16 protein-coding genes are annotated in these 19,482 nt (G+C 60.2%); 7 read left to right on the top strand and 9 right to left on the bottom strand.

Going from position 1 to position 19,482, the window contains the following annotated elements:
* Nucleotides 1-434 precede the first annotated feature (434 nt).
* The gene (locus tag HU759_RS22795; RefSeq protein WP_017134733.1) at nt 435-1,169 is read right to left on the bottom strand and encodes a phosphoadenylyl-sulfate reductase; all 735 of its coding nucleotides are present in this window, start codon (nt 1,167-1,169) and stop codon (nt 435-437) included.
* A 151-nt stretch (nt 1,170-1,320) separates the two neighbouring features.
* Here HU759_RS22795 and thrH point away from each other — a divergent pair, with 151 nt between their 5' ends.
* The gene (gene thrH, locus HU759_RS22790; protein ID WP_017134734.1) at nt 1,321-1,938 is read left to right on the top strand and encodes a bifunctional phosphoserine phosphatase/homoserine phosphotransferase ThrH; all 618 of its coding nucleotides are present in this window, start codon (nt 1,321-1,323) and stop codon (nt 1,936-1,938) included.
* A 109-nt stretch (nt 1,939-2,047) separates the two neighbouring features.
* On the opposite strand, the gene HU759_RS22785 is transcribed toward thrH, so the two are convergent.
* The 6 genes from HU759_RS22785 to HU759_RS22760 all read right to left on the bottom strand — a co-directional run bounded on the left by HU759_RS22785 (nt 2,048) and on the right by HU759_RS22760 (nt 7,513).
* Nucleotides 2,048-2,404 (bottom strand): transcriptional regulator, encoded by a 357-nt coding sequence (locus HU759_RS22785; RefSeq protein ID WP_099548788.1) that lies wholly within the window; start codon nt 2,402-2,404, stop codon nt 2,048-2,050.
* On the bottom strand, nt 2,404-2,706 hold the full coding sequence (locus HU759_RS22780; protein ID WP_017134736.1) for a type II toxin-antitoxin system HigB family toxin: 303 nt from the start codon (nt 2,704-2,706) through the stop codon (nt 2,404-2,406). Before HU759_RS22780 ends, HU759_RS22785 begins: the two co-directional genes overlap by 1 nt.
* A gap of 226 nt (nt 2,707-2,932) precedes the next feature.
* The gene (gene pabB, locus HU759_RS22775; RefSeq protein ID WP_017134737.1) at nt 2,933-4,276 is read right to left on the bottom strand and encodes an aminodeoxychorismate synthase component I; all 1,344 of its coding nucleotides are present in this window, start codon (nt 4,274-4,276) and stop codon (nt 2,933-2,935) included.
* A gap of 179 nt (nt 4,277-4,455) precedes the next feature.
* Nucleotides 4,456-5,442, bottom strand: coding sequence for an alpha-L-glutamate ligase-like protein (locus HU759_RS22770; protein WP_017134738.1), 987 nt, complete (start codon nt 5,440-5,442; stop codon nt 4,456-4,458).
* Nucleotides 5,442-6,974 (bottom strand): inactive transglutaminase family protein, encoded by a 1,533-nt coding sequence (locus tag HU759_RS22765; RefSeq protein ID WP_017134739.1) that lies wholly within the window; start codon nt 6,972-6,974, stop codon nt 5,442-5,444. Before HU759_RS22765 ends, HU759_RS22770 begins: the two co-directional genes overlap by 1 nt.
* 5 nt (nt 6,975-6,979) lie before the next feature.
* Nucleotides 6,980-7,513 (bottom strand): ATP-dependent zinc protease, encoded by a 534-nt coding sequence (locus tag HU759_RS22760; RefSeq protein ID WP_017134740.1) that lies wholly within the window; start codon nt 7,511-7,513, stop codon nt 6,980-6,982.
* A 272-nt stretch (nt 7,514-7,785) separates the two neighbouring features.
* Here HU759_RS22760 and HU759_RS22755 point away from each other — a divergent pair, with 272 nt between their 5' ends.
* The 6 genes from HU759_RS22755 (at nt 7,786) to prpD (ending at nt 16,223) form a co-directional block, all read left to right on the top strand.
* Complete coding sequence (locus HU759_RS22755) at nt 7,786-8,499, top strand: GntR family transcriptional regulator (RefSeq protein ID WP_017134741.1); 714 nt, start codon at nt 7,786-7,788, stop codon at nt 8,497-8,499.
* Nucleotides 8,496-9,389: a methylisocitrate lyase gene (gene prpB / locus HU759_RS22750; RefSeq protein ID WP_017134742.1), complete on the top strand. Its 894-nt coding sequence runs from the start codon at nt 8,496-8,498 to the stop codon at nt 9,387-9,389. The genes HU759_RS22755 and prpB overlap by 4 nt, the downstream gene beginning before the upstream one ends.
* 42 nt (nt 9,390-9,431) lie before the next feature.
* A complete protein-coding gene (gene prpC / locus HU759_RS22745) occupies nt 9,432-10,559 on the top strand; it encodes a 2-methylcitrate synthase (protein ID WP_017134743.1) in 1,128 nt (375 codons plus the stop codon).
* 183 nt (nt 10,560-10,742) lie between these two features.
* Nucleotides 10,743-13,337 carry a Fe/S-dependent 2-methylisocitrate dehydratase AcnD gene (acnD, locus tag HU759_RS22740; protein WP_186617529.1) on the top strand — a complete coding sequence of 865 codons (2,595 nt, stop codon included), beginning with the start codon at nt 10,743-10,745 and terminating at the stop codon, nt 13,335-13,337.
* Nucleotides 13,338-13,347: 10 nt separating this feature from the next.
* Nucleotides 13,348-14,538: a 2-methylaconitate cis-trans isomerase PrpF gene (prpF, locus tag HU759_RS22735; protein WP_186617530.1), complete on the top strand. Its 1,191-nt coding sequence runs from the start codon at nt 13,348-13,350 to the stop codon at nt 14,536-14,538.
* Nucleotides 14,539-14,738: 200 nt separating this feature from the next.
* Entirely contained in the window at nt 14,739-16,223 is a 1,485-nt protein-coding gene (gene prpD, locus HU759_RS22730) for a 2-methylcitrate dehydratase (protein ID WP_186617531.1), read from the top strand.
* Between the two features lie 144 nt (nt 16,224-16,367).
* On the opposite strand, the gene HU759_RS22725 is transcribed toward prpD, so the two are convergent.
* Nucleotides 16,368-17,690 (bottom strand): nitrate/sulfonate/bicarbonate ABC transporter ATP-binding protein, encoded by a 1,323-nt coding sequence (locus HU759_RS22725; protein ID WP_017134747.1) that lies wholly within the window; start codon nt 17,688-17,690, stop codon nt 16,368-16,370.
* A gap of 14 nt (nt 17,691-17,704) precedes the next feature.
* Nucleotides 17,705-19,450, bottom strand: coding sequence for an ABC transporter permease subunit (locus tag HU759_RS22720; RefSeq protein ID WP_099548794.1), 1,746 nt, complete (start codon nt 19,448-19,450; stop codon nt 17,705-17,707).
* Nucleotides 19,451-19,482: the final 32 nt, after the last annotated feature.

Raw genomic sequence — 19,482 nt, 5'->3', positions numbered from 1 at the left:
GCAGATGGCAAAGTGTATGTATGTTTTGTATTTATTGTATACAAAGAGCAATTCACCTTAAGCCACATGCGTGCCAGTTTTGGGTCTATGAAAATCAGGGTTAATTTCGTTTTTATAGGTCTGTTGAATAAATTACTGAATTAAAAGCAATATAAATTGACCGATTGAACAGGTATTTATTTTTTGTGGGGAGGCGCTTTATTTAAGAGGGAAGCAGCGTTAGGAAATGAGTGTTACGTTTTGGTGCGGGAGAATACGGATTGCACACATAAATGGCACTTATGGTTACATTAGTGTGTACATTTCTAGGGGCTGCCCAAAACAAAATGTGGGAGCGGGCTTGCCCGCGAAGGCGGCCTCTCAGTCGACTTATAAGTGACTGATCCACCGCAATCGCGGGCAAGCCCGCTCCCACATTTTTACAGCGTCAGCCCTCAAGCCTTGCTGATGATATTCCCGGCATGCAGCCCGCATTCCTTCTGCGTGGCTTCTTCCCACCACCAGCGGCCTTCGCGCTCATGCTGGTTAGGCAATACCGGGCGGGTGCAGGGCTCGCAGCCGATGCTGATAAAACCGCGCTCATGCAGGCTGTTGTAGGGCAGCTCCAGCATGCGGATGTAGCCCCAGACTTCCTCGCTGGTCATCTGCGCCAGCGGGTTGAATTTGTACAGGGTGCGCTCCGGGGTGGAGAACGCTGTATCGATCTCCAGCGCCGCCACCTGGCTGCGGGTGCCGGGGCTTTGGTCGCGCCGTTGGCCGGTGGCCCAGGCGTTTACGCCGGACAGTTTGCGCCGCAGCGGTTCGATCTTGCGCACGCCGCAGCATTCACCATGGCCGTCTTTATAGAAGCTGAACAGGCCCTTTTCCTTGACGAAGGGTTCCAGCTTGCTCTGGTCCGGCGAGATCAGCTCGATGTCGATTTTGTAGAAGTCGCGCACCTGCTCGATAAACCGGTAGGTCTCCGGGTGCAGACGGCCGGTGTCGAGGCTGAACACCTTGACGTTCTTGTTCAGCTTCCAAGCCATATCGACCAGCACCACATCCTCGGCACCGCTGAAGGAAATCCACAGGTCATCACCAAACTGGCTGAATGCCAGCTTGAGAATGTCCTGAGCGGATTTGTTGGCATAAGTCGCGGCGAGTTCAGCGACGTCGAAGGCTTGGTTCATCAGGACGGTTCCTACAGGTCAGTGGCGCTGAGCGCTCTATAGGGGAGTGATGGTATCAAAATCCGCTCTGCGTTGCGGCGCCGCGCTTGAATCGCTAGAGTTCGGCAGTCCTTTTGCTCGCTCAACTAACAACATCCAATAGGAGTGTCTTGTGGAAATTGCCTGTCTCGACCTGGAAGGGGTGCTGGTTCCGGAAATCTGGATCGCCTTCGCCGAAAAAACCGGTATTGAATCCCTGCGGGCAACCACCCGTGACATTCCCGATTACGACGTGTTGATGAAGCAGCGTCTGCGCATTCTTGACGAGCATGGCCTCAAACTCGCCGATATCCAGGAAGTAATCGCGACCCTCAAGCCGCTGGACGGCGCCATCGAGTTCGTCAACTGGTTGCGCGAACGCTTCCAGGTGGTGATTCTGTCGGACACCTTCTACGAATTCTCCCAGCCGTTGATGCGCCAGCTGGGTTTCCCGACCTTGTTGTGCCACCGCCTGATCACTGATGAAAATGATCGAGTGGTGAGCTATCAACTGCGTCAGAAAGACCCTAAGCGCCAATCCGTGCTGGCGTTCAAGACCCTTTACTACCGCGTGATCGCCGCTGGCGATTCCTACAACGACACCACGATGCTGGGTGAAGCTGACCGTGGGATTCTGTTCCATGCTCCAGAAAACGTGATTCGCGAGTTCCCGCAGTTCCCGGCGGTGCATACCTTTGAGGACTTGAAGAAAGCGTTCATCAAGGCGTCGAATCGGCAGTTGAGCCTGTAAGTGACTCAGCGCTGTTGATGGCCCCATCGCAGGCAAGCCAGCTCCCACACTGAATGCGGTCAACCTGTGGGAGCTGGCTTGCCCGCGATGAGGCCCGCGCGGCCATTGCTTAAACCCCGGCCAGTAACCGCTCATATGGAATGCTCAAGCCTTCATGCAGCCGCTTGATCATCGAAAGGCTCAGCTTGCGCTTGTGGTTCAGCACCTCTGACACCCGCCCACTGGTGCCGATAAAGGGCTCCAGATCACGGGCAGTCATGCCTAATTGCTCCATGCGAAATCTGATCGCCTCCACTGGGTCCGAAGGCGGCATGGGAAAGTGTTCCGCCTCGTATTTCTCAATAAGCACGGCAAGAATTTCCAGCTCGTCACCCTCTGGCGAGCCAATGTCCGCGCCCCAGAGCTGCTCCACACGCGCAAGCGCAGCGGTCAGGTCTTCCTGGGAATGAATAGGTTTGATGTTCATCACACGGTCTCCGCGTTGATCTGGTCGTACTGCATATGGGTTCCCACGAAACGCACGAACCCCAGCTGTCGTTGATAGTCGATCGCCATGATCACTCGATACTTGTTGCCGCCCACGTTGAAAACAACTCTGCCGCCCTTGAGAATGCTCGCCGTTCCAAGCTCTGCCTTGAGTGCCTGTGGCGTTGTGTAAGTGGTCCTCTCCATATGGCGATACAGTTCGACCAGCGGTGTTTTGGCATCGGTATGAGCGCGATGGCTTTCCCAGAATGTCCTTAAGGTAGAGAGGGCGATTATCCGCATCGCTGCGCCCTCCCAATTTGGGAGATATTAGGTGGGGTTCGTGTGAGATGCAATCCCGGAAATAATTTCTGACGAGTAGGCATTCGCTTCATGTGATCCTTCACAGGTGGCGGGTGGACGGTCTGAGCCGGACGCTATCCGCCCGCTCATACTGCGTCCACAGCCGTTCTGATTCAGTTTTTTCTGTCGCTGGGCGCCGCGTACGAGCGCCAGGAAAGGCGGGGTGCTACAGGTTTTCCAAAGTGTGTAACAAGACCCGCACCTTGGTCAGCGACTCTTGATACTCCGCCTCCCACTCCGAATCCGCCACGATCCCGCCACCGCCCCAGCAGTTCACGTGCCCATCCTTGACCAGCAAACTGCGGATGGCGATGGAGCTGTCCATCTCGCCGCGTACATCCAGATACACCAGCGAGCCGCAGTACAACCCGCGTCGGGTCGGCTCCAGCTCATCGATGATCTGCATTGCGCGAATCTTCGGCGCGCCGGTGATGGAGCCGCCAGGGAAGCTGCCGGCGATCAGGTCGAGGGCGTCTTTGTCGTCGGCCAGCACCCCCGTCACGCTGCTCACCAAATGGTGCACATTGGGATAACTTTCCAGGCTGAACAACTCCGGCACTTTCACCGAGCCGGTGCGGCAAGTGCGGCCGAGATCGTTGCGCAGCAGGTCGACGATCATCAGGTTTTCGGCGCGATCCTTGGCGCTGGCCAGAAGTTCGGCGGCGTTGGCGGCGTCTTCTTCAGGCGTCAAACCCCGCGGGCGGGTGCCTTTGATTGGGCGGGTTTCGACCTGGCGTTTGCTGATCTGCACGAATCGTTCCGGCGACAAACTGAGTACCGCGCCGTCATCGGGCAGGCTCTGAAACCCGGAAAACGGGGTAGGGCAGGCCTCGCGCAACGCGCAATACGCCACCCAGGGATCGCCGCTACAGGGCGCGCGAAAACGTTGCGCAAAGTTGACCTGGTAGCAGTCGCCCGCCTGGATGTAGTCCTGAATACGCGCGATGGCCTGTCGGTAGGCCTCGGGCGTGAGCTCCGGTGCCATGGGACCGTTGAGCTTGAAGGTGTCAGATGATTCAGCAGCAGGTTGCCCGAACAGGTTGACCAACCGCAGCCGTTCGCTGTCGGCCAACGTGGGGTGAAAGACCAACTGGCTGGTCTGTGCCTGGTGATCGCTGATCAGCGCCCAGGCATACAGCCCGAAGCGCGCATCCGGCAGGTGCAGGTCATCCACAGCCCAATCAGGCATTTGCTCCAAGTGCCGGCCAAAGTCATAACTCAAGTAGCCAATCAGGCCGCCAGCAAACGGCAGCGCATAACCTGCAGGCAGATCCGCTTCGCCCAACTGCGTCAGGTTGGTCCGCAAGCGTTGCAGGAAATCACCGCCACTTTCGTCAGGCGCAACCGTCAATGTCGCTCGCGGCCAGGCGCTGAGCAAGTCATAACGCCCGCGTTCGGCAGCCGGGCGGCCACTGTCGAGCAGCACTGCGCCAGGGGCATGACGAATCGCCGCAAAGTAGTCGGCGGGGTTGGCCCGGTAGGGCATCGGGTGTACGGAGCAGGTCGACATTGCAGGGTGGATCAGCTGTTGGCGTGGGGGTGGCGATTGTAGTCCCCTGAAGGGTTTGGTCCTAGAGGGGATGTCGGTGATAGCTGGATAGAGGTGTTGCTTGTCAGAAAGCTATCGCAGGCAAGCCAGCGCCCACTGGTTGATCGCGTGTGGGAGCTGGCTTGCCTGCGATGAGGCCATCAGCCTTCTACCGCAGGAATATGCCCAAACATTTCCTGCACAAACTTCACGCGTTCTTCCGCAGTTTCGGTCACGCCAGCCGCTTTGAGTTCGTCCAGTCGCGCTTCAACCGCATGGGTACGCAACGTCAAACCGCAGTCGTTAGCGATCTGGATATTCAGCCCCGGTCGCGCATTCAGCTCCAGGATCAACGGACCTTTTTCCTGGTCCAGCACCATGTCCACGCCGATATAGCCCAGCCCGCACAGCTCATAGCAGCCGGCCGCGAGCTTCATGAACCCGTCCCAGTTGGGCAGTTGCACGCCATCCACCGCGTTGGTGGTGTCGGGGTGTTTGGTGATGATGTTGTTCAGCCAGGTGCCGCGCAGTGTCAGGCCGGTGGCGAGGTCCACACCCACGCCAATCGCGCCCTGGTGCAGGTTGGCCTTGCCGCCGGACTGGCGGGTCGGCAGACGCAGCATGGCCATCACCGGGTAGCCCATCAGCACGATAATGCGGATATCCGGCACGCCTTCGTAGCTGATGCTCTTGAAGATCTGGTCGGGCACCACGCGGTATTCGATCAGTGCGCGGTCGCGGTGGCCGCCCAGGGAGTACAAACCGGTGAGGATGCTGGAGATCTGGTGCTCGATTTCTTCATGGCTGATGATCTTGCCGGACACCGTGCGGTAGCGCCCTTCAAACCGGTCGGCTACCACCAGGATGCCATCACCGCCGGCACCCTGGGCCGGTTTGATCACGAAGTCGCTGCGCCCGCCGATGATCTCGTCGAGCTTGTCGATTTCCTTCTCGGTGGAAATGATCCCGTACATCTCGGGCACATGGATGCCCGCCGCAATCGCCCGTTCCTTGGTGATGATCTTGTCATCCACGATCGGGTACAGGCTGCGCTTGTTGTACTTGAGCACGTAGTCGGCGTTACGCCGGTTGATGCCCATGATCCCTCGTGCTTCGAGGGCCTTCCAGGTTTTCCAGAAGCCGAACATTACGAATCAGCCTTGAGGAAGGCCTTGAAACGCACCAGCTCGGTCAGGCGATAGCCGCGATAGCGACCCATGGCCAGCATGAAACCCACCAGGATCAACAGGATGGCCGGGAAGGTGAACACAAAGTAGACCAGCTCCGGCACGCTCATGATGATGTGCGCCAGGGCGGCGGCGAACAGTGTGCCCACGGCCACTTTCAACGCATGGTTGGCGCCACGTTCTTCCCAGGTGATCGACAGGCGCTCGATGGTCATGGTCAGAATCACCATCGGGAACAGTGCTACCGACAACCCGCGTTCCAGGCCCAGCTTGTGGCTGAACAGGCTGATGGCCGCAATCAGCACCACCACAAAGGTCAGCACCACCGAGAGCCTCGGCAGCATCTGCAGCTTCAAGTGTTCCAGGTACGATCTGAGCGACAGGCCCAGCGCGGTGATGATAGTAAACAGCGCAATGCCGAAGCCCAATTGCGTCTCGCGAAACGCCAGGGCGATCAGTACCGGGGTGAAGGTGCCCAGGGTTTGCAGGCCGATCAGGTTGCGCAGGATCAGAATCACCAGCACGCCGATGGGGATCATTACCATGATCATGAAGGTTTGCTGGGTTTGCAGCGGCAGGCCGTACAACGAGTATTCGAGGAAATTGGCGTCGGTGTTTTCGTCCGTCAGCTTGGCCAGGCGAATCGCGTTCATCTCGCTGTTGTTGAGGCTGAAGGTCACTGCGGCCTTCTTGCCGCCATCCACCGTGATCAGGTTTTCATCGCCGGTCCACCACAGCAGCCGGTCGGACGGCAGGCCTTGCTCGCCGGTTTCCGGGTTGAAGTACAGCCAGTCATTGCCGTTGAAGCTGCGCAGCCACAGTTCCGGAGTTTGCGGCTGGTCGGCGACTAGCCGGATGGTGTGGACTTTTTCCACCGGCACATGGGCGATGGACAGCAACAGTTCGACGATCTTGGCTTTGTGTGGCGTGGACGGGTCGCCCGCCAGCAATAGCTTTACATTGTCGTCGTTGAGGTTGTTGGTGCGCTTGATCGCCTCGGTGATAAATGTCTCGACGTCGGCCGAATGCTGGCGGATCGGCGCCAGCAGGGCTTCGGCGGCGATTTTTTCCGGGCCTTCCACAGCGATGCTGTCACGAAAAGTCGGGCCTTTGACCTTGACCTTTTCACCGCTGTAGCGCTTGGTCAGCACCAGGCGGTAATACAGGGTCTGCTTGCCTTTGGCCCGGCGCGCCGACCAGGTGACCTTGCGGTTGCCGTCGGTGCGGTTGACGCTCACGCCGTAGTTATTGGAAATAAAGCTTTCATTGAGACTGACGAAGTCGCGGCTCAGGGGCGGCACGAACATCGAGATCTTCACCGGGTCCTTGGGGTTGGCGACGAACTCGACCTTGGCGTCGATGTTCCACAGGTCGTCGGTGGCGTCTTCGGTGACGGGAATTCCCAGCACGAAAATCTGATAGGCGGTGACCGAAATACCCAACACCACCAGGATGGTGATCAGGATTCTCAGGTGCAGGGTCAGAGAGCGCATTCGGTTTACTCGGCGGTATGAGCGTCGGCGGCGCAGGCGGGTTTGCCCGCTGCGTATTTAAGACTGGGGTCGACCAGCGCATCAAAGCGTTTCAACGCTTCGGAGCCGATCAGCAGCGGGTATTGGAAGGCGCTGCGGTCAGTCAAGTTCACTTCGATGCTGCGTAAAGCGGTGCCCATGCAGATATCCAGGGAGATCACTGGGCGGGCGGTGTAGTTCTTGTCCTCATCGGGGTCGTAGTCACCGGCGCGGCGCTTGATCTTGCTGACGCGGGCCAGGGGGCGTTCGATGGGGTGGGAATGGGCGGTGTCGATGGCGAGATAAAAGCGTACCCAGGATTCGCCGTCGCGCTTGAAACGCTTGATATCGCGGGCGCTCAACGAGGCAGTCTTGGCGCCGGTGTCGAGTTTGGCGGCGACTTCCAGGTCGATGCCGGCCAATTTGGCGTATTCATTCAGGCCATACACGGTCTTCTCGGCGGCAACGCCAAGGCCAGGTATGCACAGTAGGCAAATAAGAAGGAAGGGCTTGAGTCTCATAGATCCTGACGCGGTGCAGTGCGATGTTCAATTCAAGGCGACTGGCATTGCTGCGCAAACTCCCTCGTGCGCCGTTTCATCAAGTGATGTCAGGCAAAAGCGGCGGGCATTCTAACATGATGCTTTTCTGGCGCCAGCGCTGGCAGGCGGCCATGCCCAGCGAAGGTGCGGCAAGGGTTATTAGACGATTGTCGACAATATGGATTTATTCTTTGACTAATAAGGCTTGATTGGCTAGTTTTTGCGACATTGCTTTTAAAGGTGTCGACAATATGCTGGATCAGCTGGAAACTCCGGTGGTGTCGCAAGACGATTCCCAGACCATGTCAGAGAACGTCTTCCGGCGTATCCAGGCCGCCATCGTCAAGGGTGAAATCGCTCCCGGCAGCAAGATCTCCGAACCGGAACTGGCGCGCACCTACGGCATCAGCCGTGGCCCGTTGCGTGAGGCTATCCACCGCCTCGAAGGTCAGCGCCTGCTGGTGCGTGTGCCTCATGTGGGCGCAAGAGTGGTGTCCTTGAGCCATGCCGAGCTGATCGAACTGTATGAAATCCGCGAGTCCCTGGAAGGCATGGCCTGCCGCCTGGCCGCCGAGCGCATGACCGACGCCGAAATCGAAGAGCTGCGCCAGGTGTTGCACACCCATGAGCGCGACGAAGCGTTTCAGGCGGGCCTGGGCTACTACCAGCAGGAGGGCGACTTCGATTTTCATTACCGGATAATTCAAGGCGCCGGTAACCGCACCCTTACCCAAATGCTCTGCGGCGAGCTGTACCAATTGGTGCGTATGTACCGCATCCAGTTCTCCGCCACCCCGAATCGTCCACGCCAGGCTTTTGCCGAGCATCACCGCATTCTTGACGCGATTGCCGATCGCGACGGTGAACTGGCCGAGTTGTTGATGCGCCGCCATATCGGCGCTTCCAAACGCAATATTGCCCGTCATTTCCCGGACGGCGCTCCTTCATCACGAGGTGAGTCATGAGTTCCAACAATAAAACCACTCCAGGCCAGCGTTTTCGTGACGCCGTTGCCAGCGAACAGCCCTTGCAGGTGGTTGGCGCAATCAATGCCAACCACGCGCTGCTGGCCAAGCGTGCCGGTTTCAAGGCGATTTATCTGTCAGGCGGCGGCGTAGCTGCCGGTTCCCTGGGCGTGCCGGACTTGGGCATCACCGGCCTGGACGACGTACTCACCGACGTACGCCGCATCACCGACGTGTGCGACCTGCCGCTGCTGGTCGACGTCGACACCGGTTTTGGCTCCTCGGCCTTTAACGTGGCGCGCACCGTCAAGTCGATGATCAAGTTCGGCGCCGCCGCCATCCATATCGAAGACCAGGTCGGCGCCAAGCGTTGCGGGCATCGCCCGAACAAAGAAATCGTGTCCCAGCAGGAAATGGTCGACCGCATCAAGGCCGCCGTAGACGCGCGCACCGATGACAGCTTCGTGATCATGGCGCGCACCGACGCGCTGGCGGTTGAAGGTTTGGAGTCGGCGCTGGAGCGTGCCGCCGCCTGCATCGAAGCCGGTGCCGACATGGTGTTCCCGGAAGCCATCACTGAGCTGGAGATGTACAAGCTCTTCGCCTCAAAGGTAAAGGCCCCGATCCTGGCCAACATCACCGAGTTCGGTGCAACCCCTCTCTACACAGTCGATCAACTGAAATCTGCCGATGTTTCCATCGTGCTGTACCCGCTCTCGGCTTTCCGCGCCATGAACAAGGCTGCCGAGAACGTCTACACCGCGATTCGTCGCGACGGTACGCAACAGAACGTCATCGACACCATGCAAACCCGCATGGAGCTTTACGATCGCATCGACTACCACACCTTCGAGCAGAAGCTCGACGCGCTGTTCGCCGCGAAAAAGTAACGAACGCGCCTCCCTGAATAACTACAAAATTGGAGAAGAACCATGGCTGAAGCAAAAGTACTGAGTGGTGCCGGTCTGCGTGGCCAGGTGGCCGGGCAGACTGCACTGTCCACCGTCGGCCAGGCCGGTGCCGGCTTGACCTATCGCGGTTATGACGTGCGTGAACTGGCCGCCGATGCGCAATTTGAAGAGGTCGCCTACCTGCTGCTCTACGGCGAGTTGCCGAGCAAAACCGAATTGGCTGCCTACAGCGCCAAACTCAGCAAACTGCGCGACCTGCCGCAAGCGCTTAAAGAAGTGCTGGAACGCATTCCTGCCGACGCCCACCCGATGGACGTGATGCGCACCGGTTGCTCGTTCCTGGGCAATATCGAACCCGAGAAAGACTTCAGCGCGCAGCACGATGTCACCGACCGCCTGCTCGCCGCTTTCCCGGCAATCATGTGCTACTGGTATCGCTTCAGCCACGACGGCAAGAAGATTGACTGCGTGACCGACGAGCCAAGCATCGGCGGCCACTTCCTGCACCTGCTGCATGGCAAGAAGCCCAGCGCGTTGCATGAAAAAGTCATGAACGTGTCGCTGATCCTCTACGCCGAGCACGAATTCAACGCCTCGACCTTCACCGCCCGCGTGTGTGCTTCAACCCTGTCCGACCTGTATTCCTGCGTGACTGCCGCCATCGGCTCGCTGCGCGGTCCGTTGCATGGCGGCGCCAACGAAGCCGCGATGGAGATGATCGAGCGTTTCGGTTCGGCCGAAGAAGCCGTCGAAGGCACCCTCGGCATGCTGGCGCGCAAAGACAAGATCATGGGCTTTGGCCACGCGATCTACAAAGACAGCGACCCGCGTAATGAAGTGATCAAGGGCTGGGCGAAAAAACTCGCGGATGAGGTCGGCGATAAAGTGTTGTTCCCGGTCTCCGAAGCCATCGACAAGACCATGTGGGAACAGAAAAAGCTGTTCCCCAATGCTGACTTCTACCATGCCTCGGCGTACCACTTCATGGGCATCCCGACCAAGCTGTTCACGCCGATCTTCGTGTGCTCGCGGCTGACCGGCTGGGCTGCGCATGTGTTCGAGCAGCGCGCCAACAACCGCATCATCCGTCCAAGTGCCGAGTACATCGGCGTTGAGCAGCGCAAGTTCGTGCCAATCGAACGTCGCTGAGTGGCATGAACCAGGCACATTGGCCTATGTGCTTTTCTGTGGGAGCTGGCTTGCCTGCGATCGCATCACCCTGGTGTACCTGTCACACCGCAGTGATGCCATCGCAGGCAAGCCAGCTCCCACAGAGAGCCAGGCCAGTGTCGACAGTTCGCCTTGTGAACCTACCGTGACCGAGTCCTGACGATGAACACTGAATTTCGCAAACCGCTGCCCGGCAGCCGCCTGGATTTCTTCGACGCCCGCGCGGCTGTCGAGGCAATCACGCCCGGCGCCTATGCCACCTTGCCGTACACCTCGCGCGTGCTCGCCGAAAACCTGGTACGCCGCTGCGACCCGGCCACCCTCAACGCTTCCCTGAGCCAACTGATCGAACGCAAACGCGACCTCGACTTCCCATGGTTCCCGGCGCGTGTGGTGTGCCATGACATCCTCGGCCAGACCGCGTTGGTCGACCTTGCCGGCCTGCGTGATGCGATCGCCCTGCAAGGCGGTGACCCGGCGCAGGTCAACCCGGTGGTGCCGACCCAACTGATCGTCGACCACTCCCTGGCCGTGGAAGCCGGTGGTTTTGACCCGGACGCATTCGAGAAAAACCGCGCCATCGAAGACCGTCGCAACGAAGACCGTTTTCACTTTATCGAGTGGACCAAAAAGGCCTTCAAGAACGTCGACGTGATCCCGCCGGGCAACGGCATCATGCACCAGATCAACCTGGAGAAAATGTCCCCGGTGATTCAGGTGCGTGACGGTGTGGCCTTCCCCGATACCTGCGTCGGCACCGACAGCCACACCCCGCACGTGGATGCCCTGGGCGTGATCGCCATCGGCGTCGGTGGCCTTGAAGCCGAGAGCGTGATGCTCGGCCGCGCCTCGTGGATGCGCCTGCCGGAAAGTGTCGGCGTGGAGCTGACGGGCAAGCTGCAACCGGGCATCACCGCCACCGACATGGTGCTGGCGCTGACCGAGTTCCTGCGTAAACAGAAAGTCGTGGGTGCGTGGCTGGAGTTCTTCGGCGAGGGTGCTTCGGCACTCACACTGGGCGACCGCGCGACCATCTCCAACATGGCCCCGGAATACGGCGCTACCGCCGCGATGTTCTACATCGACCAGCAAACCATCGCCTACCTGAAACTCACTGGCCGCGAAGACGAACAAGTCACGTTGGTCGAGCAATACGCCCGCCACACCGGCCTGTGGGCCGATGACCTCAAGGGCGCGCAATACGAGCGCGGCTTGACCTTCGACCTGTCCAGCGTCGTGCGTAACATGGCCGGCCCGAGCAACCCGCATGCGCGTGTTGCCACCGGCGATCTGGCGTCCCAAGGCATCTCCGGTCAGTGGGATGATGTGCCGGGGCAAATGCCCGACGGCGCGGTGATCATCGCCGCCATTACCAGTTGCACCAACACCAGCAACCCGCGCAACGTGATTGCCGCAGGCTTGCTGGCACGTAACGCCAACCAGCTGGGACTGACGCGCAAACCGTGGGTCAAATCCTCGCTGGCGCCGGGCTCGAAAACCGTGGCCATGTACCTGGAAGAAGCCAGCCTTGGCCATGAGCTGGAAAAACTCGGCTTCGGTGTGGTGGCCTTTGCCTGCACCACCTGCAACGGCATGTCCGGCGCGCTCGACCCGGTGATCCAACAAGAAATCATCGACCGCGACCTGTACGCCACTGCCGTGCTGTCGGGTAACCGCAACTTCGACGGGCGTATTCACCCGTATGCCAAGCAAGCGTTCCTGGCTTCGCCGCCGTTGGTGGTGGCCTATGCGATTGCCGGTACCATCCGCTTCGACATCGAAAAGGATGTGCTGGGCCTGGATGCCGACGGCAAGGAAATCCGCCTGAAAGACATCTGGCCAAGCGACGAAGAAATCGACGCTGTGGTCAAGGCGTCGGTCAAACCGGAGCAGTTCCGCGCCGTCTACATCCCGATGTTCGCGATCCACGAAGACACTGGCCCCAAAGTCGCGCCGCTGTACGACTGGCGCCCGCAAAGCACCTACATCCGTCGCCCACCGTACTGGGAAGGTGCGTTGGCGGGTGCGCGGCCGCTCAAGGGCATGCGCCCGCTGGCGGTACTGCCGGACAACATCACCACCGACCACCTGTCGCCGTCCAACGCGATCATGCTCGACAGCGCCGCCGGCGAATACCTGGCGAAAATGGGCCTGCCGGAAGTCGACTTCAACTCTTACGCGACCCATCGCGGCGACCACTTGACCGCGCAGCGCGCAACCTTCGCCAACCCGAAGCTGTTCAACGAAATGGTCGTGGAAAACGGCAAGGTCAAGCAGGGTTCCCTGGCGCGTATCGAGCCCGAAGGCCAGGTCACGCGGATGTGGGAAGCCATCGAAACCTACATGGAACGCAAGCAGCCGCTGATCATTATCGCCGGCGCCGACTACGGCCAGGGCTCGTCCCGCGACTGGGCGGCCAAGGGCGTACGCCTGGCCGGTGTGGAGGCGATTGCCGCCGAAGGGTTCGAGCGCATCCACCGTACCAACCTGGTGGGCATGGGCGTGTTGCCGCTGGAATTTTTGCCGGGCACCGACCGCCACACACTGAAGATCGACGGCAGCGAAACCTATGACGTGGTCGGCCAACGCACCCCGCGTGCGCAACTGACGCTGGTGATCAACCGCAAGAATGGCGAACGTGTCGAAGTGCCGGTGACGTGCCGCCTGGACACCGCCGAAGAAGTGTCGATCTACGAGGCGGGCGGCGTGTTGCAACGGTTTGCCCAGGACTTCCTGGAATCGGCGGCGACGGCTTAAGGGGATAACCATGGCACACGCAGCGCAAATCAAGATCCCCGCCACCTACATGCGTGGCGGCACCAGCAAGGGCGTGTTTTTCAGCCTCAAGGACCTGCCCGAGTCGGCGCAGGTGCCGGGTGCCGCCCGTGACGCCTTGCTGTTGCGGGTCATCGGCAGCCCCGACCCCTACGACAAGCAGATCGACGGCATGGGCGGTGCAACCTCCAGCACCAGCAAAAGCGTGATCCTGGCCAAAAGTACCCGGGCCGATCACGACGTGGATTACCTGTTTGGCCAGGTCTCCATCGACAAGCCGTTTGTCGACTGGAGCGGCAACTGCGGCAACCTGTCGGCGGCGGTGGGTTCGTTTGCCATCAGCGCCGGCCTGGTTGACCCGGCCCGCGTGCCGCATAACGGTGTGGCGGTGGTGCGGGTGTGGCAGGCCAATATCGGCAAGACCATCATCGCTCACGTGCCGATCACCGACGGCGCGGTGCAGGAAACCGGCGACTTTGAGCTCGACGGCGTGACCTTCCCGGCTGCCGAAGTGCAGCTGGAGTTCATGGACCCGGCAGCGGAAGAAGAGGGCGGCGGTGGCTCGATGTTTCCCACCGGCAACCTGATCGACGACCTGGAAGTACCGGGTGTCGGCACCTTCAAGGCGACGCTGATCAACGCCGGTATCCCGACGATTTTCATCAACGCCCAAGACCTCGGCTACACCGGCACCGAGCTGCAAGGCGCGATCAACAGCGACCCGAAGGCCCTGGCAATGTTCGAGACCGTGCGGGCCTATGGCGCGTTGCGCATGGGCCTGATCAAACACTTGGACGAAGCCGCCCAGCGCCAGCACACGCCGAAGGTCGCGTTTGTGGCCAAACCTTTGGATTACGTGGCCTCCAGTGGCAAGGCAATCAAGGCCGGTGATGTGGATTTGCTGGTGCGCGCACTGTCCATGGGCAAGTTGCACCACGCGATGATGGGCACGGCGGCGGTGGCGATTGGCACGGCGGCGGCGATTTCCGGCACCCTGGTCAACCTCGCGGCCGGTGGTGTCGAGCGCAACGCGGTGCGGTTCGGGCACCCGTCCGGCACCTTGCGCGTCGGTGCCGAAGCCACCCAGGTGAACGGCGAATGGGTAGTAAAAAAAGCCATCATGAGCCGCAGCGCACGGGTGTTGATGGAAGGCTTCGTGCGCGTGCCCGGCGACGCGTTCTAACCCTTGCGGGAGCTGGCTTGTGTGGGAGCTGGCTTGCCTGCGATGGCATCACCTCTGTGTTTCAGATGAACCGAGGTGATGCCATCGCGGGCAAGCCCGGCTCCCACAGGTGATTCTCTATTTCAAGGCAGACACCCAAGATCTGCTTTCCAATAACCGTAAGCCCGAGGACTAACCCCAACCCACTTTGGAGTACTGCCATGAGCGCCAACGTCGACCAGAATAACCGCCCCGACTACGACCAGGTCCTGCAGGACATTGCCGACTACGTCCTCAATTACCGCATCGATTCCCGCGACGCGTTGGACACTGCACGCAATTGCCTGATGGACACCCTCGGTTGCGGCCTGCTGGCCCTGCGCTTCCCCGAGTGCACCAAGCACCTGGGGCCGCTGGTGGAAGGCACCGTCGTGCCGTTCGGCGCGCGTGTGCCGGGCACTTCATTGCGTCTGGACCCGGTCAAAGCCGCCTGGGATATCGGCTGCATCGTGCGCTGGCTCGACTACAACGACACTTGGCTCGCCGCCGAATGGGGCCACCCTTCGGATAACCTCGGCGGCATCCTCGCCGTGGCCGATCACCTGTCGCAGAAACGCGTGGCGAATGGGGATGCGCCACTGACGGTGCGTGCGGTGCTGGAATCGATGATCATGGCCCACGAAATCCAGGGCGTGATTGCCCTGGAAAATTCCTTCAACCGCGTCGGCCTCGACCATGTGTTGCTGGTGAAAGTCGCCTCCACGGCGGTCACCGCCAAGCTGATGGGCGCCAACCGTGAACAGCTGCTGTCGGCGTTGTCCCATGCGTTTGTCGATGGGCAGGCGCTGCGCACCTATCGCCATGCGCCGAATGCCGGCTCGCGCAAATCCTGGGCGGCCGGGGATGCATCGAGCCGTGGCGTACGCCTGGCGGATATCGCGCTGCGCGGCGAGATGGGCATCCCCGGTGTGCTGAGCGCGCCGCAATGGGGTTTTTATGACGTGCTGTTCAGCCACACCAATAAAGACCTGGCGCTCAAGCCAGAGGACAAGCGTGCGTTCAGCCTGTCCCAGCCTTATGGCACCTATGTGATGGAAAACGTGCTGTTCAAGATCAGCTTCCCGGCCGAGTTTCACGCGCAAACAGCCTGTGAAGCGGCGGTGACCTTGCACCCGTTGGTCAAGGATCGTCTGCATGAAATCGAACGCATCGTGATCACCACCCACGAGTCGGCGATTCGCATCATTTCCAAGGTCGGGAAACTGGCCAACGCTGCCGACCGCGACCACTGCCTGCAGTACATGACTGCGGTGCCGTTGGCGTTCGGTAATCTGGTGGCCGAGCAGTACGAGGATGAATTCCACGCGGCGCACCCGATCATCGATGAGCTGCGCGAAAAGATGGAGGTCGTTGAGGACTTGCGCTACAGCCGCGAATACCTGGAGGCCGACAAGCGCTCTATCGCCAATGCCGTGCAGGTGTTTTTCAAGGATGGCACCCACACTGAACAAGTCGCGGTGGAATACCCGATTGGGCATCGCCGCCGTCGGGTGGATGGCATTCCATTGCTGGAGGACAAGTTCAAAGCCAACCTGGCCACGCGGTTTACCGCGCAGCGCAGTGGCGAGATTTTTGCGTTGTGCAAGGATCAGGCGCGGCTTGAGGCTACGCCGGTGAATCGGTTTGTGGACCTGTTTGTGATCTGACAAACACCAAAAAACTAACGGGGGAGCTAGCTTGTGTGGGAGCTGGCTTGCCTGCGATAGCATCACCTCGGTACTTCAGAAACACCGAGTCGCCTGCATCGCAGGCAAGCCAGCTCCCACAAAAGCCAGCTCCCATTAGGTCCATTACATACTGCCTTCCACATCATCCAGGCTGAATGTCTCGGTATGGTCGTCATAGGAGAAAATCTCCGCATAACGCCCCCACGCCACCACGCTTTCCAGGGTTTTCTCCACAAAGGCTTCGGTCATCGAGTCTTCCAGCTCCTGCTCAAAACGCACCCGTGGCGCACGGTGCCCGCTGCGTTCAAGCAATACCTGATGAATCCGCGCGGCCAGAGGCACGTGTTTGATCAAGTGCTCGGCGAACAGGGTTTTGCGCTCTTGCGTGCCGTAGTCGGCGAACAGCTTGCCGGCGTCGGTGAGGGTGATGTCCGCGCCCTTGAGTTCAGCGAAACCCAAATGCTCGAGCATCTCGGCCACCGGGAACAGGTCATCGACTTCCAGCAAGCGCCGTTCGGCCACGGTCGGTAAGCCGGCGTGGCCGTTGTAAGGCTCGGCGGCCAGGGTTTCGATCAGGCCGGCCATCAGGTTGGTGGATACCTCCGGCAGCAGGCTGCCCATTTTCAGCTCGGGTATGCCACGGCTGGCATCGGCGCTGCGTCGGTCGGTCATCAGTGCGTAGATGTCGTCGACCATTTGCCGGAACGTAGGGTCCAGGCGGTTGCGCGGGTGCGCGAACGGCACCTTGATCTCGGCGACCACGCGGCCGGGGTTGGATGACAGCACCAGAATACGGTCGCACATCAGCACCGCTTCTTCGATGTTGTGGGTCACGATCAGGATCGACTTGATCGGCAGCTGTTTGCCGCTCCACAGGTCGAGCAAGTCAGTGCGCAACGTCTCGGCGGTGAGCACGTCAAGGGCCGAGAAGGGCTCGTCCATCAGCAACAGCGTCGGGTTGACCACCAGGCCACGGGCAAACCCCACGCGCTGGCGCATGCCGCCGGAGAGTTCGCGCGGGTAAGCGTTTTCAAACCCGTCGAGGCCGATCAAGTCGATGGCGGCCAAGGCGCGCCGGCGGGTTTCCTTGCGCTCGACTTGCAAGGCTTGCAGGCCGGCTTCGACGTTTTCCAGCACGGTAAGCCAGGGGAACAGGGCAAAGGTCTGGAACACCATGGCCACACCTTCGGCCGGGCCGTTGAGCGGCGCGCCGTTGTAGCGGACTTCGCCGGAGGATGGCTGGATCAGCCCGGCGATAATGCGCAGCAAGGTGGATTTACCCGAGCCGGAACGGCCAAGCATGCCGACGATCTCACCTTCGTGCAGGCTCAGGTCGACGCCGCTGAGCACTTGCAGCTCGTCTTTACCTTTACCGAACACCCGGTTGACGTTTTTCAGCGAGTAGATTTGCGGGGTATCGGCAGTGTTTTCGGTGTAGGTAGTCATCACGGCGAATCCCATCAATTCAGACGAAGTTTGTTTTCAGCGATGGCGTACATCGGCCGCCAGACTGCGCGGTTGAACGCCACCACGAAGATCGACATCACCACCACGCCCAGGGCAATTTTCGGGAAGTCGCCGGCCGCGGTGGTTTGCGCGATGTAGGCGCCCAGCCCATGGGCGACCACATTGTCCTGGCCCCAGGACACGTACTCGGACACGATGCTGGCGTTCCAGGCACCGCCCGAGGCGGTAATGGCGCCGGTGACGTAATAGGGGAAGATCCCCGGCAGCATCACCTTGCGCCACCACAGCCAGCCACGGATGCGGAAGTTGGCGGCGGCTTCCTTGAAGTCATTGGGGAAGGCACTGGCGCCGGCAATCACGTTGAACAGGATGTACCACTGGGTGCCCAGCACGATCAGCGGGCTCAGCCAGATATCCGGGTTGAGGTTGTAGTGCAGGATCACGATCACAAACACCGGGAACAGCAGGTTCGCCGGGAAAGCCGCGAGAAACTGTGCCAGCGGCTGGATTTTTTCCGCCAGTGCAGGGCGCAAGCCGATCATTACGCCTAAAGGCACCCAGATCAGCGAGGCGATCAGAATCAGCCCGGCCACGCGTAGCAAGGTGATCAGGCCCAGTACAAACACGTGGCCGACTTCGGCGAAGGTCACTTCGGTGCCGACGTATTGCACGATGTGGTACAGCGCATACGCGGCCAGCAACGCAATCAACGTGCCCCACACCCAGTCGATCACTTTTGACGCCGCCGGTGTTTCTGCCGGCAACGCCTTGAGCGCACCGCCCGCCAGGCTGAAGCGTTTGTTGCCGATCCGGCTGAAGGTGCGGGTAATAGGGCGCAGACTGCGTTGCACGATGCGCGTGCGCTGGATCAGGTTCAGCAGCCAGGATTGTGGCGCAGCGCCCTGGGACGCGGTGGTTTCCATGCGGAACTTGTCAGCCCAGGCCACCAACGGGCGGAACAGCAACTGGTCGTACAGCAGGATCACCACAATCATCGCCAAAATCACGTAACCCACGGCGTGCAGGTCTTTCTGGGCGATCGCCAAGGCCAGGTACGAACCTACGCCCGGCAGGGTGATGGTCTTGTCGCCGACGGTGATGGCTTCGGAGGCGACCACGAAGAACCAGCCGCCGGACATGCTCATCATCATGTTCCACACCAGCCCCGGCATGGCGAACGGCACATCGAGCTTCCAGAATTTCTGCCAGCCGGAAAGCCGCAGGTTGGTCGACACTTCTACCAAATCGTGGGGCAGCATGCGCAGCGACTGATAGAAGCTGAACGTCATGTTCCAGGCCTGGCTGGTGAAGATCGCAAAGATCGCCGCGAGCTCGGCACCGAGCACGCGTCCAGGGAACAGCAGCAGGAAGAACGTCACCGTGAATGAGATGTAGCCGAGCACTGGCACCGATTGCAGGATATCGAGCACCGGCACCAGCAGCTTTTCAGCACGTCGGCTTTTGGCGGCCAGGGTGCCGTACAGCAGGGTAAAAACCAGCGCCGCGACCATGGCCGCGAGCATGCGCATCGTGGTGCGCATCGCGTATTCCGGCAGGTTGGCCGGGTCGAGGGAGATGACTTCACTTTGCAACGTGGCGATAGGCGCCCAGGTTTCCCGCGCAGTAAGGGAGAAAAACAGCAGAAAGCCGATCACCAGCGGCAGCGCGACCAGGTCCCAGCGGTTGGGCAGTAAGCGCAGGGTGGATGCCGGCAGGTAATCGCGGAACACTTTGTTCATAGGCATTCAGTCCTGCAGCGTTCAGGTTCAGG

The sequence above is a fragment of the Pseudomonas sp. OE 28.3 genome (assembly GCF_014268205.2).
Classification (GTDB): Bacteria; Pseudomonadota; Gammaproteobacteria; order Pseudomonadales; family Pseudomonadaceae; genus Aquipseudomonas; species Aquipseudomonas edaphica.
This window is presented reverse-complemented; position numbering and strand designations above follow the sequence as displayed.